General features: G+C 73.0%; 12 protein-coding genes and 2 pseudogenes. 9 read left to right on the forward strand and 5 right to left on the reverse strand.

Features of this window, described 5'->3' with window-relative positions:
• Window positions 1–89: 89 nt before the first annotated feature.
• On the forward strand, window positions 90–2,285 hold the full coding sequence (locus tag AC1VWI_RS04210) for an FUSC family protein (protein ID WP_499509548.1): 2,196 nt from the start codon (window positions 90–92) through the stop codon (window positions 2,283–2,285).
• Here AC1VWI_RS04210 and AC1VWI_RS04215 read toward each other — a convergent pair.
• A complete protein-coding gene (locus tag AC1VWI_RS04215) occupies window positions 2,245–2,757 on the reverse strand; it encodes an HD domain-containing protein (RefSeq protein WP_499509549.1) in 513 nt (170 codons plus the stop codon). The genes AC1VWI_RS04210 and AC1VWI_RS04215 overlap by 41 nt on opposite strands.
• 41 nt (window positions 2,758–2,798) lie before the next feature.
• The gene (locus AC1VWI_RS04220) at window positions 2,799–3,494 is read right to left on the reverse strand and encodes a type 1 glutamine amidotransferase domain-containing protein (RefSeq protein WP_499509550.1); all 696 of its coding nucleotides are present in this window, start codon (window positions 3,492–3,494) and stop codon (window positions 2,799–2,801) included.
• Between the two features lie 106 nt (window positions 3,495–3,600).
• Here AC1VWI_RS04220 and AC1VWI_RS04225 point away from each other — a divergent pair, with 106 nt between their 5' ends.
• Both AC1VWI_RS04225 and AC1VWI_RS04230 read left to right on the forward strand, forming a co-directional pair.
• Window positions 3,601–4,563 carry a LysR family transcriptional regulator gene (locus AC1VWI_RS04225; RefSeq protein ID WP_499509551.1) on the forward strand — a complete coding sequence of 321 codons (963 nt, stop codon included), beginning with the start codon at window positions 3,601–3,603 and terminating at the stop codon, window positions 4,561–4,563.
• Window positions 4,564–4,630: 67 nt separating this feature from the next.
• Complete coding sequence (locus AC1VWI_RS04230) at window positions 4,631–5,566, forward strand: MerR family transcriptional regulator (RefSeq protein WP_499509552.1); 936 nt, start codon at window positions 4,631–4,633, stop codon at window positions 5,564–5,566.
• A gap of 19 nt (window positions 5,567–5,585) precedes the next feature.
• On the opposite strand, the gene AC1VWI_RS04235 is transcribed toward AC1VWI_RS04230, so the two are convergent.
• Window positions 5,586–6,155, reverse strand: coding sequence for a PadR family transcriptional regulator (locus AC1VWI_RS04235; RefSeq protein ID WP_499509553.1), 570 nt, complete (start codon window positions 6,153–6,155; stop codon window positions 5,586–5,588).
• Window positions 6,156–6,295: 140 nt separating this feature from the next.
• Between AC1VWI_RS04235 and AC1VWI_RS04240 the strand changes: the two genes are divergently transcribed.
• Window positions 6,296–6,718: a nuclear transport factor 2 family protein gene (locus AC1VWI_RS04240; RefSeq protein ID WP_499509554.1), complete on the forward strand. Its 423-nt coding sequence runs from the start codon at window positions 6,296–6,298 to the stop codon at window positions 6,716–6,718.
• Between the two features lie 33 nt (window positions 6,719–6,751).
• On the opposite strand, the pseudogene AC1VWI_RS04245 reads toward AC1VWI_RS04240, so the two are convergent.
• A pseudogene (locus AC1VWI_RS04245) lies at window positions 6,752–7,051 on the reverse strand (epimerase); the annotation flags it as partial.
• Between AC1VWI_RS04245 and AC1VWI_RS04250 the strand changes: the two are divergent.
• On the forward strand, window positions 6,990–7,385 hold the full coding sequence (locus AC1VWI_RS04250) for a WHG domain-containing protein (RefSeq protein WP_499509555.1): 396 nt from the start codon (window positions 6,990–6,992) through the stop codon (window positions 7,383–7,385). The pseudogene AC1VWI_RS04245 and the gene AC1VWI_RS04250 overlap by 62 nt on opposite strands.
• Before the next feature lie 118 nt (window positions 7,386–7,503).
• Window positions 7,504–8,280: pseudogene (locus AC1VWI_RS04255) on the forward strand (questin oxidase family protein); the annotation flags it as partial.
• Here AC1VWI_RS04255 and AC1VWI_RS04260 read toward each other — a convergent pair.
• Entirely contained in the window at window positions 8,281–9,243 is a 963-nt protein-coding gene (locus AC1VWI_RS04260; RefSeq protein ID WP_499509556.1) for a lytic polysaccharide monooxygenase auxiliary activity family 9 protein, read from the reverse strand.
• A 185-nt stretch (window positions 9,244–9,428) separates the two neighbouring features.
• Here AC1VWI_RS04260 and AC1VWI_RS04265 point away from each other — a divergent pair, with 185 nt between their 5' ends.
• The 3 genes from AC1VWI_RS04265 (at window position 9,429) to AC1VWI_RS04275 (ending at window position 14,876) form a co-directional block, all read left to right on the forward strand.
• On the forward strand, window positions 9,429–11,045 hold the full coding sequence (locus AC1VWI_RS04265; RefSeq protein WP_499509557.1) for a serine/threonine-protein kinase: 1,617 nt from the start codon (window positions 9,429–9,431) through the stop codon (window positions 11,043–11,045).
• Window positions 11,042–11,827, forward strand: coding sequence for a hypothetical protein (locus AC1VWI_RS04270; protein WP_499509558.1), 786 nt, complete (start codon window positions 11,042–11,044; stop codon window positions 11,825–11,827). The genes AC1VWI_RS04265 and AC1VWI_RS04270 overlap by 4 nt, the downstream gene beginning before the upstream one ends.
• A 448-nt stretch (window positions 11,828–12,275) precedes the next feature.
• A complete protein-coding gene (locus tag AC1VWI_RS04275) occupies window positions 12,276–14,876 on the forward strand; it encodes a Pls/PosA family non-ribosomal peptide synthetase (protein ID WP_499516715.1) in 2,601 nt (866 codons plus the stop codon).
• The last annotated feature ends 30 nt before the right edge of the window (window positions 14,877–14,906 follow it).

A 14,906-nucleotide genomic window follows, 5' to 3' on the forward strand; every position in this document is an offset into this window, starting at 1 on the left:
ACAGCGCGGTGGCCGGGCGGTCCTGCCCGGCCTACCGTGATCTGAAGGGGTCCGGCGTGTCGTGGACCTGAGGAACGAGGAGGCCGCGGGTGCCCGGTCGCGGTGCGCTGGAGTGGCTGCGGGCCCGTGATCCGGGCCTCCGGGCGGTGCGCCGTTCGGTGCGGGTGGCCCTCGTGGCGTGCCTGAGCTTCTACGTCGCGCGCTACGGCTTCGGCCAGCCGGTCGTCGCGATCTACGCCCTCTTCGGCGCCGTGGCCTCCGGTGGCCTGTCCTACGTTCCCGGTACGCCGGTCGAGCGCGCCCGCACCCTGCTGGCCGCGCTGCCGGTGGCCGCGCTGCTCATCGCCCTGGGCACGGCACTGGCCGTCAGCGACTGGACGGCGGCGCTGGGGATGCTCGGGGTCGGGTTCGCGGTGACGTACGCGGGCGTGGGCGGGCCCAAGCTCGTGGGGCTCGCCAACGGGCTGCAGCTGTTCTACATCCTGCCGTGCTTCCCCCCGTACCAGCCGGAGTCGCTGGGCCTGCGCCTGTGCGGTCTGGTGGTCGGCGTGCTGCTGATGGCCGCCGCCGAGGTGTGGGTGTGGCCGGATCCGTCGCCGGGCCGCTACCAGGACCGGCTCGCCCACGCGTGCGAGACCGCGGCGAAGGCCCTGCGGTCTCTGGCGCTCGAGCCGCCGGTGGTGACCGAGCGACTGGAAAGCCTGCTGGGGACGGCGCAGCAGCTGCGCATGAGCCACGTGCCGAAGGACGAGCGCCCGGCGTCGGCGGGGGCACGCGACCGGGCGCTGTGCCAGGGGGCCGCGTACCTGCGGCACCTGCTGGCGCAGACCGGGCAGTTGGCCGAGGACGCGGCGGACCGCACACCGGCCCCCGACCCGGCCCGGTCGCGGATGCTGCTGGCCTCGGCCACCGCCTGCCACAGTGCCGCCCGGGCGCTGAAGGGCGAGGCCCCGGCGCCCCTGGTCGCCCCGTGCGCGGCCGCCGCGGCGGCCTTCGAGGAGCACCGGGCCCGCCGGCCGGTGTCCGGGGGGACGTCCGCCACGACGGTGCGGGACGGGGCGATCGCGCTCGACATCGCGTACACCGCGGCCTTCCTGGTCACCTCCGTGCGGATCGCGCTCGGCGCGCCGGTGCCGCCCGACACGACACGGCCCGAGGAGCGGCTGGGGCCGTTCTGGTACGCGGGGCAGTCCCCCGTCGCCCTGTACGGGCACCGGATGCGGGCCCATCTCACGCCGCGCTCGGTCTACTTCCAGAACGCCGTACGCATCGCACTGGCCCTCGCCGCGGCGCGGCTGATCGCGGGCGGGCTCGACCTGTCGCACGGCTTCTGGGCGCTCCTGACCACGCTGACGGTGATGCGCACCAGCGCCGCCGGCACCCGTACGACCGTGGTCCCCGCGGTGCGGGGCACGCTGCTGGGGGCCGGGGTGGCCGCGTTGCTGCTGTTGCTCGTGGGCGACCACACGCCGGTGTACGCGGTCATGATGACGCCCGTGTTCTTCCTCGCGTTCACGGCGGGGCCGGTGCTCGGTCTCGGCTGGGGCCAGGCGTTCTTCACGATCGCGGTGGCCTCCGCCTTCACGCAGATCGCCCCCTCGGGTCCTGAACTCGCCGCGTTCCGGATCGCGGACGTGGTGACGGGTGCGCTGACCGGCATCCTCGTCGGGCTGCTGGCCTGGCCGCGGGGCGGCACGGGCGAGCTGGGGCGGGCCTGTTCGCGGCTGCTGGACCAGGGCACCCTGGCGGTCACCCGGATCACCGAGTGCATCACCGGGACCGGGACGGTGGGCGACGAGCTGTCCAGGGCCCGGCTCGCCCAGCTGATCGCGGAGGCGAGCTACGCGCAGTTCGCCACCGAACGCGACGCCCCCGGTGCGGGACCCGCGCTGCCGACGGACTTCCAGGCGATCATGCTGGCCGGGAACCGGGTCCTCACCATGGGGCAGACCCTCGTCGACCACTGCCCGCCGGGCGCGCTGGCCGCATGGCCGCTCAGCGCCGCGCACCTGCGGGACGCGGCGCACCATCTGCGGCTGACCACCCTGCCGCTGACCTACGACCTGCGCTCGGGCACGATGCGTCCGGCACCCGCCGAGTCCCCGCGACGGAGCGTGCCGACGGACCGCACGGTCATCGCGGACGTCTGCGCCGCCTCGGGCGGCCGGGCACCGGACCCGCTGCTGTACTACGCCGTCGACGCCGCGATCTGGCTGGCCAGCCTGCAACGGGTGGTCACCGCGATCACCAGGCCGGCGGAAGATCCGTCAGCAGTGCCGGGTTGACGACCGCGAGGATCGTGGCGACGTCCTCGCGGGGCACCGCGGGCCACAGGATCGCCCGCGCCCCGCGGTACTTGGCGGCCAGCCGTAGCCGCTGCGCCTCGTCGAGGCGCGCGGCCCGGTCCGGGTGGCTGTTGTGGGCGTTGTCGGCGATCTTCACCAGGGCCGCGTCCCGGCCGGCGGCGATCCGGCGCAGTTTGTCCTCGTAGGACACGCCCGGCTGGTTGGTGACCTGCTCGACGATGCCGACGACCCGCTCCGGGACGCCGGCGGCGCGCAGCCGGCCGGCGGTCCAGAGGGTGTCCTCAATGACGTCGTGCAGGAGTCCGGCCATCTGGAGGTCCGGGCCGAAGGCGGCGAGGCCCGCCGCGACGGCCCGGACGTGCTCGATGTAGGGCACGCCGATGCGGTCGGTCTGGCCCTCGTGCGCCAGGCGTGCCAGGGCCTCGGCTTCGGCCACGCTGTTCACCTTCATGGCGCCCCATCCTCGGGGGCGCCGGGCGGGCCGGTCCAGCCTCAGGCCAGCGTGGCGAGCAGGCGCTCGGCCAGCGGGCCGGAGGAGGCCGGGTTCTGACCGGTGATCAGGTTGCGGTCGGTCACCACGTGGGGCGTCCACGGCTCGCCCTCCTGGAAGTCCGCGCCGAGGGCGACCAGACGGTCCTGCAGGAGCCAGGGGGCACGGCCGGCAAGCCCTCCCTGGGTCTCCTCTGCGTTGGTGAAGCCGGTCAGCCGGTAGCCCGCGAACGGCCAGCCTCCGTCGGCGCGTTCGGCGGCGAGCAGGGCCGCGGGGCCGTGGCAGACGACGCCGAGCGGCTTGCCCGAGTCCAGCGCGGCCGTCAGCAGGCGTCCGGAGACCCGGTCGACGGCGAGGTCCTCCATCGGCCCGTGCCCGCCGGGATAGAACACGGCGGCGTAGTCGTCGAGGTCCGCCTCCTCCAGCTTGATCGGGCGCCGTAGCACCGTCATCGCCTCCAGCTCCTCGGCGACGGCCCGGGCGCCCTCCTCCCCGCCGTTGAACTCGGCGGCCAGGCTCCCCCGGTCCACGGCCGGCACGACACCACCCGGGGTGGCCACCACGACCTCGTGACCCGCGGCGGTGAGGATCCGGTACGGGGTCACGGCCTCCTCGGCCCAGAAGCCGGTGGGGTGCTCGGTGCCGTCGGACAGCGTCCAGGACGAGGCGCCGGTCAGGACGAACAGGATCTTCGCCATGTCAGGTCTCCTTGGTGTGCTCGGTTGCCACCGGACCGCGTCGGAGCGGGCCGGACGGCTCGACGGTAGGGCGGACTTCCCATTGGCTTCCAATAGGATCGCCACCATGAGCCATACGGTTTCCAATGGGTTGCCGGGAATACGCCCGGGGCACGGGGGCGGGGGCCCGGGAGGGGGGTCGCTGGACCTGACGCTGCTGCGCACCTTCCTGGCGGTGCACCGCGCCGGTTCCTTCACCGCGGCCGCGCGGCTCCTGGGACTCTCCCAGCCGACGGTGACGACCCAGATCCGTACGCTCGAAGGCCAACTGGAGCGCGAGCTCTTCGAACGGCTGCCCCGCGGTGTCGCCGCCACGCCCTTCGCCGACGAGCTCGCCGGACGGGTGGCCGAGCCGCTCGACGCGCTCGCCGCCGTCGCCGACCGCGGGCACGGCGACGCGGACCTCCCCGCCGAGCCGGTCCGCCTCGGCGGCCCTGCTGAGCTGCTGTGCGAACGCGTGCTGCCCGCGCTCGCGCCGCTCGTCGAGCGCGGCGTGCGGCTGCGGATCGGCACCGGGCTCACCGACGTCCTGCTGGAGTCGCTGCGGGCCGGGCAGCACGACCTGGTGATCTCCACGCACCGCCCGCGCGGGCGCCTGCTCAGCGCCGTGCCCCTGATGGACGAGGAGTTCGTGCTGGTGGCCGCCCCCTCCCGGGCCGCCCCGCTGGACGTGGCCTCCGGCGGGCCCGGCGCGCTGAGCGGCGTCCCGCTCGTCTCGTACGCCGAGGACCTGCCGATCGCGCGCCGCTACTGGCGCCACGTGTTCGGCCGCCGTCTCACCGGCCAGGCCGCCGTGACGGTCCCGGACCTGCGCGGCGTGCTCGCCACCGTCGCCGCGGGCGCGGGCTTCGCCGTACTCCCCCGCTACCTGTGCGCCGCCGCCCTGGCGGAGGGCACCCTGGTCCCGCTGCTCGACCCCGACGACCCGCCCATCAACACCGCCTACCTCGTCCAGCGCCCGGGCGCCGACCACCACCCGCACCTCGGCCTCGTCCGCGACCTGCTGCTGCGCGAGGCCCGCGCCTGGTGAGGCGCGGCGCAGCCCGGGGCGCATCATGCTTGAGTCTCCCGCGGCGGGAGACCCCAGGATGGCGGACATGGACGACGACACCCTCCACACCATCGGTGAGCTGGCCCGGCTGACCGGTCTGACGGTGAAGACCATCCGGTACTGGTCGGACACCGGAGTGGTGCCGCCGACCGATCGGACACCCGCCGGCTACCGGCTCTACGACCGGGCCGCGCTGGACCGTCTGGCCCTCGTGCGCACGCTGCGCGAGCTCGGCATCGACCTCGCGGCCGTCCACTCCATCCTGGACAGGAAGGTCACCGTCGCCGAGGTCGCCGCGGCCCACGCCGAGGCGCTGGAGGTGCAGATCCGCACCCTGCGGGTCCGCCAGGCGGTGCTGCGGACGGTCGCGGGGCGCGGGGCCTCACCACAGGAGACGGAACTGATGCACCGACTCGCCACCCTCTCGGACCGTGAACGCCGCCGCCTCGTCGACGAGTTCGTCGACGACGTCGTGAGCGGCATCGACGTCGACCCCGGTTTCCCGGCCATGATGCGCGCCGCGACGCCCGAACTCCCCGACGACGCCTCGCCGGAGCAGGTGGGCGCCTGGGTGGAGCTGGCCGAGCTGATCCAGGACGAGGACTTCAGGGCCGGCGTCCGCCGCGCCGTCGCCGACCAGAGCCGCGCCCTCGCCGAGGGCGGTCAGCCGGACCCGGCGGCGGCCCGCCGGACGGCCGAGCTGCTGCGGGAGCGCGCGGGCGGCGCCGTGGCGGCGGGCATCGGCCCGGCATCGCCGGCGGCCCGTCCTGTCGTGGAGGAACTCGTCCGCGCGTACGCGCAGTTGTCCGGCCGGGCGGACGGTCCGGAGTTCCGAGGATGGCTGGCCGAACGGCTGGAGATCTCCCACGACTCCCGTTACGAGCGCTACTGGCAGCTGCTGGCGCGGGTGGGCGGGCAGGAGGCGCCGCCCGCGCTGGCCCCGGCGGTGGCGTGGCTGACGGCCGCCCTGCGGGCGGGATGAGACCGGGCGTCGCGGGCCGTCAGCGTTCCTCGGCGACGTGGGCCCGCTGCCGCAGGACTTCGGCGGCCCGCCGGCACCAGTCCCGGTTGCCCTCCTCGAAGGCCAGGCCGCGCAGGCAGGTGAGGTAGGGGCCGACGCGGCGGCCGCGACCGAGGAACTCCTCCTCGGTGCGGCCGCCGCGCATCCGCGCGAGGAGCCGTTCGAACAGCTCGATCTTGGCGTCGGCGAAGGCGGCCCGCTCGCCGAGCCGGGCGATCAGCTCCCCGGCGTCGACCACGTCCGCGGCCTGCACCGCCACGAGCAGGTCGTCGCGGATGAAGGAGGGTTTGCCGACCGCCGCCGCGAACCGTTCCAGCTCGGCGACCCCGCCCTCGGTGACGTGGAAGAGCCGCTTGTTGGGCCGGCTGTCCTGCACGACCTCACGGCCCGCGATCAGCCCGTCCTTCTCGAGCCTGGTCAGTTCGGCGTAGAGCTGCTGCGGCAGGGCGTGCCAGAAGTTCGCCACCCCGATGTCGAACGCCTTCGTCAGCTCGTAGCCGCTGAGTTCCCCGTCCAGGAGTGCGGCCAGGACCGCGTGCCGCAGGGCCATCCCGGCTCCCCTTCCGTCCGCCGTCACGTCTGTCCTGCCGTGCCGTGCTCTTCCGTGTGACCGCTCCCCATGATACTCAAGAAACTGAGTAATCAATTTTCTGAGTGTCGACGTCCGGAGCCGGACGACCAGGAGGAGCCATGACAGCCGCCGACCGCTTCCGGTCCGCCGTCGAGCGCCGCGATCTCAGCGCGCTGGACGAACTGTTCCACGACGACATCCGCCTCTACAGCCCGGTGAAGTTCACCCCGTTCGAGGGCAAGCCCATGGTGCTGGGACTCTTCGGCGTCCTGCTGCGCGCCTTCGAGGACTTCCACTACGTGGGGACCCTCGACGGCACGGTCGAGACGAGCGCCGACGGCACCGAGGCACCGTCGACGGTGCTGGTGTTCCGTGCCACCGTGGGCGGCAAGAGCATCCACGGCATCGACCTGCTGCAGGTCGACGAGGCGGGCCTGGTCAAGGAGTTCACCGTGATGGTGCGCCCGCAGTCGGCGCTGCACGCGCTCGGGGAGGCCGTCCTGGCCGGCCTCGTCGCCGACGGTCTCGTACCGGCCCCCTAAGGCCACGGGACCGGCGCCGGGAGGGCGCCGCCGTCACGTGCCCGCGAGCAGTCCGCGGTACCAGGCGACGGTGGCGTCGAGCGCCTCGCCGAGCGGTGCCGGCCGCGCGCCGAAGGCCCGCTCGAAGGCCGAGGAGTCCATGACCTGCGGCTCGGTGTGCTGGTAGAACATCTCGGCGTACTCGGCCATGAACTCCTCGTCGAAGGGCCCGAAGGGCCGCGGCCCGTCGAGGACGACGACCTTCAGCGGCCGCCCGACGCGCTCCTCGACCATGCGGTGCACCTCGCGGGTGCTCACCGCGGGCGCCGTGGGCAGGTGCCACACGCGGCCGGCCGACACTGTGGAGCGCGCCAGGGCGGCCCTGGGACCCTTCCTGGGGGTCTTCGCCACGGCCTCCCCCACCGCGGCCGTCCTCCCCGTCGTCGAGGAGATGGACAGCTGGGCACGCCGCGACGACGCCGTCGCCGCCTGGGTGACCACCCACGCCGGGGAGCGCGCCGCGGCGGCCCCCGGTGTGCCCCTGGCCGGCGCCGTGCTCGCGTGGTCCCAGCTGCACGGCGCCGTCGGCCTGGAGACGGCCGGCCAGTTCGAGGGCATGGGCCACAGCGGCGCCACGCTCCTGGCCGCCCAGATCGACTCCCTGGCGGACTCCTTCGGGCTCGCCTGAGCCCGGGCCGAAGGGCTCCGAAGGGCTCCGCGGGGCTCTGAAGGACCGTGCGACCTAGGCCGGGTCCTACGCCTGCGGCCGGTTACGCCGCCGCGGCGCCCCGCCTACTGTCCTGGCCATGGATACGACAGGGACGCTGGACGAGGCGCTCCAGCGACTGCACGGATCGGGGCCCGAACGACTCGGGCGGCTCACCAACCACGCGCCGATGGCCGTCGAGGCCCTCGCCGCCCGCGGACAGGCCCGGTCGGTGCACCGCTGGCTCGACCTGTACGCGCGCAAGCTCGAGGAGTTCCCGTCCGGCACCGAGCCGGTCACGGCCGGCAACTGGCGGGCCGCGCTCGGCGATCCGCGCCGGGCCGCCGACTGGATCGGCTACTTCGGGCGCGAGATCGCCGAACACCCCTGGCGCGAGGTGCTCACGCTGTGGTGGCCCCGCCTCCTGCCCGGGATGTACGGCGGCTCGACGCACCCGGTGATCCGGGTGGGCCACGCCGTACGCACCCTGCTGGCCGGCGAGAGCACCGGACCCCGGCTGGCCGAACTCGCCCACGGACTCGGCTACTGGGCCGCCCGCCACCACCCCGTCGCGGACCTCGCACCACTGCCCGGCGCGGGCAGCGCGGCCGCCGCCCTCGACGCGGTCGCGCCCCTCGCCGTACGGGACGGCGGCTTCCCGGCCCGGCTCGGCCGCGTCACGGGCCTGCCGGTGTGGGCGGCGGCGGTCGCGGACCCGGACGAGGCCCGCACCCGCCTCACCGAACTGGTGCGGGCGGCCACCCACCGGTACGCCACCCACGGCCACGGCGAGGAGACGATGCTGGTCCACGCGGCAACCGCCCCCAACGCCGTCCTGCGCACCCTGCCCGCGCTCCCACGCGCCCTGTGGGTGCCACTACCGGCCCCGGGTGCCCGGTGAGCGGCGCAGCCGGAACAGCAGGGCGATCGCGGCCATGCCGCCGAGCAGGGTGGCGCTGCCGAGGGCCAGCAGGGTGCGCCCCGGTCCCTCGCTCTCGGCGGCCACGGGCTGGGTGGCCGGGGTACGCACGGCGTCCCGCGGGGAGGCCTGGGCGGCCGCGGGGGATCCGGCCGTCCGAATGGCGGAGGGGGACGCCGTGCCCTTTGACGCCGTGGCCCCGGGCGTCGCGGAGGCCGCGGTCGGCGAGGGCTTCGACGACTTCGCCGGCTTCGCGGGCTTGGCCGGTGCCTTGGCCGCGGCGGCCGGGAAGACGACGTCGGAGCACGAATAGTACGTGTCGGGTGTCGAGGAGTTCTGCCAGATCGTGAAGAGGACGTGGTGCCCGGTGCGGTTCGAGGGCAGCCGCCCGCTGATGCGGTAGGTGCCGCCGGACACGGGCGGGTCGGTGACCTTCACGAAGGGGTCGCTCGCCAGCGACGACCAGGTCAGCGGCCGGGTCGGGTCGTAGCCCTCCTTCGTGAGGTACAGCCGGAACGTCCCCTGGTGCGGGATGGTCGTCCCGTACGCCATGGTGAAGGCGGCGCCCGGCGTCAGCCGGGTGGCCGGCCAGTCGGAGCGCGGCAGGTCGAGGCCGCGGAAGGCGGCCAGCCCGCCGCTGCACAGCTTCCCGTCCGGGATCACCTGGCGGTCGCGGCCCGCGACCCCGGCGACGCGGAGGTTGTCCCAGTCCGCGAAGGGCCGGCTCCCGCCGTTGGCGGCCGCGGCGGCCCGGCAGGCGGCCGTCCCCACGTACTGTCCGCTTCCGGACGCGCACGCCGCGGCACGGCTGACCGGGGACACCGGCGCGCCGTGGGCGGCCGCCGGTCCCGCCAGGGCCAGCGGCAGCAACGCGGCCGTGCCTGCGACGACGGAGCTGAGCACGTGGCGCGATGGGGCCATGCCGGCCGCCTTCCTGTTGCCGTTCGGTGGATCGGGACGCACGTCCCCCCGTAGTACGGACGGTCGGCGGGGGGTGTTCAGCCGGGTGGGGGGTTCCCCGGGAACCGGTCGCCGAGGAATCGTGTCTGTTGAGGAAAAGTCGACGCGGTCGCCGGCGCCGCGCCACATGCAGGGGGGACAAGTGAATGAGCGGCTGGAGGGCTCCGGGGTACACCGAGGCCAGAGAACTGGGCTCGGGCGGCAGCGGTCGCGTGGTGCTCGCGTCCCATGACGCCACGTCAACGCCCGTCGCGATCAAGTACCTGAGCGACGAACTGCGGGGCGACCCGGAGTTCCTGCAGGAGTTCCGAGCCGAGGCCCAGCTGCTGGGAGGTCTCCACACCCCATATGTCGCCAGTCTGTACGAGTACGTGGAGGGCCCCGCAGGCGCAGCCATCGTCATGGAGCTGGTCGACGGCCTGGCACTGAGGGCGTTACTCCGCCAGGAAGGAGCCACCGGGCCCGAAGCAGCCCTGGTGGTGCTCAAGGGGTCGTTGCTCGGCCTCGCCGCCGCCCATCGCAAGGGTGTGGTGCACCGCGACTACAAACCGGAGAACGTCCTCGTCGCGGCGGACGGAACGTCGAAGCTGGTCGACTTCGGTATCGCCCTGCGCACCGGAACCAAGGGGGCCGTGGCGGGGACGCCCGCCTACATGGCCCCCGAGCAGTGGAACGGGCGCCCGGCATCGCCCGCGACCGACGTGTACGCGGCGACCGCGACGTTCTACGAGTGCCTGACCGGCCGCAAGCCGTTCCACGGTGAGAACTTCGCCGAGCTGGCCGTGCAGCACATCGAAGCGCCGGTACCGGTCGAGCGGGCACCGGAGTCCGTGCGTGGACTGGTCCTGCGCGGGATGGCGAAGGACCCGGCGCAGCGTCCGGCGGACGCCGAGGCGTTCGTGGCGGAACTGGAGGTGATCGCGGGAGCGGCCTACGGGAACGACTGGGAGGAGCGAGGGCAGCGCAGGCTCGCCGCGCTCGCGGCGCTGTTGCCGCTGCTCTTGCCGTCGACGGGACCCGGGCCGGGGACGGTCGACCTGGCCACGACGGTGGTCGGCGGCGGTGCACGACGCCTGAAACGTCAGGGCATGCTCGCCGCGGCGGGCGGTGTGATCATCGCCGGACTGCTGACCTTCGCCGCGGTGGCCTCGGGTGAGGGCCCGCGCCAGACGACCGCCAACTGGACAGGGGAAACAACGAGAGCGACCCCGCGCGGCACCTCCGAAGCGCCGGGGACGACGGCTCCACCGGGCAGTCCCTCGCCCGACTCCCCGAGCCCGTCGCCCTCCACCTCGGAGAGCGCCTCGGCCTCCACCGGGGCGACCGCCGTCACCACGCCGACCGCACCGACGCCGACCACGACGGCCTCGGCCACGGCTTCCGCGTCCGTGACGGCCACGCCGACGGTGTCGCCCTCGGCGTCGACGACACCCCCGGTGAGCGTGAGCGACGTCTCGGTCACCTCGCTCGCCCAGACGGGTGTATTCAGTGCCTCGGCCACGATCCGGCTGCGCACCAGTGATGCACGCTCCGTGACCGTCACGGTGACCTGGTACACAAGCGACGCGAAGGGAGAGCCCGGCACCGCCGACGGCGCACAGACCTTCACCCGCAGCGGTTCCACCTCGTACTCCTTCACCGCCGACCACACGTTCCCGCGGGGCAGCGGCTGTTGGTTCGGCGCGGTCGCCACCACCGACCCGACGGCGGCCAACGGGCAGTCGTTCCAGCAGATCCTCACCCGTGGTTGCGTGATCACGTGAACGGGTCACGCGACCTCCCCCCGGAGGACACCGGGCGCACCTTCCGTCTCGGCCCCGCGGACGCGGCGCCGAACGACGCGACCCCTCAGGACGCGAGGCCGCACGGCGCGACGCCGCAGGACGCCGATCCCGAGTACAGCGCGACCGTCCTCGCCGAGCACTGGGCGCCGTCGACACTGCCGACGGCCCGGCTCGAGCCCGTGGTCAGCGCCGAGGGGGCGGTGCCGACGGTGAAGGCCGGCCCCACCGTCGTCCTGCCGGACCGGGTCGAGGGCGAGGTCATGCGGTTCGGGCCCGGCGTCACGCCCGCCGCGGCGGCCCGGGCCAACGTCGCCGCCGAGGTGTGGCGGGGCCGGATCATCCCGCTTCCGCCGCCCGGACCGCATCGTCGCAGGTGGCCGCGGCGGTACGCACTGGCCGGAGCGGTGCTGGTGGCGGTGCTCGTCTTCCTGGCCTGGCAGCGCTTCGGTCCGGGCCTCGAGGTGAAGCGGGTGACGGTGACCGCTTACCCGTCGGCACCCGCGTGCGACACGACCGTCGACCTCGTCGCCGTCGTCACGACCAACGGCCACCCGGGCACGATCAGTTACCGCTGGCTACGCAACGACGGCACCTCCTCCGACGTGCTGTACGAAGAGGTTCCCCGCGGCCGCCACGAGGCGCGGCTGCATCTGCTGTGGACCTTCCGCGGTCACGGCACGTACCGGGCGCAGGCGGAACTGCGCATCACCACTCCCGGCCACCGCGCCGTCACGACGGGTTTCTCGTACGACTGCCCGTGACCCCTGCGACCACCGAGCCCGCCCGCGCAGCCTGTGCGCGGGCGGGCTCAGCCATATGACGAGGCCTCAGCACATGGCCGTCGCCTTTTAACTCTCTTGACTGGGACGACCACTCTCGGTAGCGCTTATCGCATCTCCGCGACTTTCCCGCAACCTTGCGAATCGGTGGTTTTTCCGCCTTTCGGGAACGGTACTCGTCGATTCATCGCGACTTCCCGAGCATTTGCGCAGTCCAGGGTCGCGACATACCACTTCGATCATCTTCGAGTGGCAGTCCGAACGAGGACGGCGGAGACTACGAGGAGCGACATATGGTTGTATGGCGAGAGAAGAGCTCACGACCGCATGGCTTCCGGATTACTCGCTCCGGCCCATAGCCGGGGCAAGAGGGACACCGGGTACCGGCTTTACCGGCCGCCCGTGGTCGACTTTTCCTCAAGGAGCTCACATCGTGGAAAAATCTGCAGAGGTCCTGGCGTCGGATCCCGCTTCGGATCCCGATGAATCTTCAACCACCGGGCACCCCTACACCGCCCCGGCCGACGGCACGGAAAGGATCCTCGCCGACATCCTGGCGGGCATCGTGCACACGGACCGGGTGTCGGTCGACAGCCATTTCTTCACGGAAATGGGTGCCGACTCCCTGGTGATGGCACATTTCTGCGCCCGCGTGCGCAAGCACCAGGACCTGCCGTCCGTGTCGATGAAGGACATCTACCGGTACCCGACGATCAGAAGTCTCGCGACGGCCCTGGCGGACGCCCCGCCGGTCGGCGCCCAGACCCCCGCCACCCAGGCACTCGCCGACGTGCCGCTCCCGGAGCCGATCCAGGTGACGGCGGCGAAGGGCACGCCGCGCTACGTGTTCTGCGGCGTGCTGCAGGCACTGTTCTTCCTGGGCTACTCGTACCTCGCCGCGCTCGTCGTGACACGTGGGGCGGAGTGGATATCCGCCGGCACGAGCCCCTTCGACACCTACCTGCGGTCCGTGGAGTTCGGCGGCGCGGCCTTCGCGGGCGTCTGCGTCCTGCCGGTCGCGGGCAAGTGGCTCCTGGTCGGACGGTGGAAGCCGCAGGAGATCCGCATCTGGAGCCTGGCGTACTTCCGGTTCTGGTGCGTGCGGACCCTGATCCGGGCGAACCCCATGGTGCTGTTCGTCGGTTCACCGCTGTACGTGCTGTACCTGCGGGCGCTGGGCGCGCGAATAGGCCGCGGGGTGGCGATCTTCTCCAAGCACGTCCCGGTCTGCGCCGACCTGCTGACCATCGGCGACGGCACGGTGATCCGCAAGGACTCGTACTTCTCCTGCTACCGGGGACACTCGGGGGTGATCCAGACCGGTCCGGTCACCCTCGGCAAGGAAGTGCTGATCGGCGAGGTGACCGTGCTCGACATCGGCACCTCCATGGGCGACGGCGCCCAACTCGGCCACGCCTCCTCGCTCCACAGCGGCCAGGCGGTCCCCGCCGGCGAGCGCTGGCACGGCTCCCCGGCCCAGCCGGGCGCCGCGGACTACCGCGTGGTCGCGCCGGTGGAGTGCGGCAGGAGCCGCCGTGTCACCTACTGCCTGACGCAGTTGCTGATCCTCCTGGCCGCCTGGATCCCGGTCGCGGTCGGCGGGGTGGCGATCCTCCTCGCGGTGGTCCCGCGCCTGGCCCTCCTGCTGGAGCCGGGCCCGGTGGCCCTGACGACGTGGACCTTCTACGCCGACGCCCTGGCCGCCTCCTTCGTCCTCTTCTGCGGGGCGCTGCTGCTGGGCCTCCTCGTCGTGGTCACCGTGCCGCGGCTGCTGCACCCGCTCGTGAAGCCCGACACGGTCCACCCGCTCTACGGGTTCCGCTACGGGCTCCACCGCACCATCGGCTTCCTCACCAACCGGAAGTTCTTCCGCGTCCTCTTCGGCGACAGTTCCGCCGTCGTGCACTACCTGCGCGCCATCGGGTACGACCTGTCGCCGGTGGAACAGACCGGCTCGAATTTCGGTACCGAGGTGAAGCACGAGAATCCGTACCTGAGCAAGGTCGGCAGCGGCACCATGGTCGCCGACGGACTGTCCATCATGAATGCGGACTACTCCAGCACCTCTTTCCGCGTCACCCGTACGGCGATCGGCCCACACAATTTCCTGGGCAACCACATCGCCTATCCGCCCCAGGGCAGGACCGGCGAGAACTGCCTGCTGGCGACCAAGGTCATGGTCCCCGTCGAGGGGCCCGTCCGGGAGAACGTCGGACTGCTGGGCTCGCCCAGCTTCGAGATTCCCCGCACGGTGGACCGCGACAGCAAATTCGACCACCTGAAGGACGGCGACGCGTTCCACCGCCTGCTGTCGGACAAGAACAAGCACAACACCGGCACCGCGGTGCTCCACCTGCTGCTGCAGTGGCTGCTGCTCTTCCTGGTGGCGCTGACCGCGTCCGTAGCCGCCGACCTCTACCCCACGTACGGCGCCGCCGCGGTCGCGGTCGCGAACATCGTGGTCCTGGTGGTCACCGTCACCTACATCGTGCTCGGCGAGCGCATCGTCACCAGGTTCCGCGGGCTGCGGCCGCTGTACTGCTCGATCTACGACCTCGACTTCTGGCGGCACGAACGCTACTGGAAGGTGACGGCGGCGACGGAGTACCTGAACGTACTCAACGGCACCCCGTTCAAGAACGTCGTCTGGCGTCTGCTCGGCGTGCGGATCGGGCGCCGGGTCTTCGACGACGGCCTCTTCCTCCCGGAGCGCTCCCTGGCGGCCATCGGCGACGACTGCACCCTCAACGCGGGCACCGTCATCCAGAGCCACTCCCAGGAGGACGGCGCCTTCAAGTCCGACCACAGCACGCTGGGTGCCGGCTGCACCCTCGGCGTCGGCGCCCTCGTCCACTACGGGGTGACCGTCGGCGACGGCGCCGTGATCGCCCCGGACTCCTTCGTGATGAAGGGCGAGGAACTGCCCGCGCTCGCCCGGTGGGGCGGCAACCCCGCCCGGGAGATGCCCGAGAACCCGAAGACCCCGAACAGCGGCGGCGATCGCGCCACCGCGCTGATCAGCGGTGTGTAGTCCCGTGGGAACCGCGAGTGGAGGCAGGTC

It is taken from the genome of Streptomyces sp. TOM-9, assembly GCF_056858595.1.

What these genes read in the sequence shown, in the direction of transcription:
- AC1VWI_RS04230 (WP_499509552.1), top strand. Translation starts at nt 4,631, where the DNA reads ATGGACGACGACACCCTCCACACCATCGGTGAGCTGGCCCGGCTGACC.
- AC1VWI_RS04250 (WP_499509555.1), top strand. Translation starts at nt 6,990, where the DNA reads ATGCGGTGCACCTCGCGGGTGCTCACCGCGGGCGCCGTGGGCAGGTGC.
- AC1VWI_RS04225 (WP_499509551.1), top strand. Translation starts at nt 3,601, where the DNA reads ATGAGCCATACGGTTTCCAATGGGTTGCCGGGAATACGCCCGGGGCAC.
- AC1VWI_RS04215 (WP_499509549.1), bottom strand. Translation starts at nt 2,757, where the DNA reads ATGAAGGTGAACAGCGTGGCCGAAGCCGAGGCCCTGGCACGCCTGGCG.
- AC1VWI_RS04235 (WP_499509553.1), bottom strand. Translation starts at nt 6,155, where the DNA reads ATGGCCCTGCGGCACGCGGTCCTGGCCGCACTCCTGGACGGGGAACTC.
- AC1VWI_RS04240 (WP_499509554.1), top strand. Translation starts at nt 6,296, where the DNA reads ATGACAGCCGCCGACCGCTTCCGGTCCGCCGTCGAGCGCCGCGATCTC.
- AC1VWI_RS04260 (WP_499509556.1), bottom strand. Translation starts at nt 9,243, where the DNA reads ATGGCCCCATCGCGCCACGTGCTCAGCTCCGTCGTCGCAGGCACGGCC.
- AC1VWI_RS04265 (WP_499509557.1), top strand. Translation starts at nt 9,429, where the DNA reads ATGAGCGGCTGGAGGGCTCCGGGGTACACCGAGGCCAGAGAACTGGGC.
- AC1VWI_RS04220 (WP_499509550.1), bottom strand. Translation starts at nt 3,494, where the DNA reads ATGGCGAAGATCCTGTTCGTCCTGACCGGCGCCTCGTCCTGGACGCTG.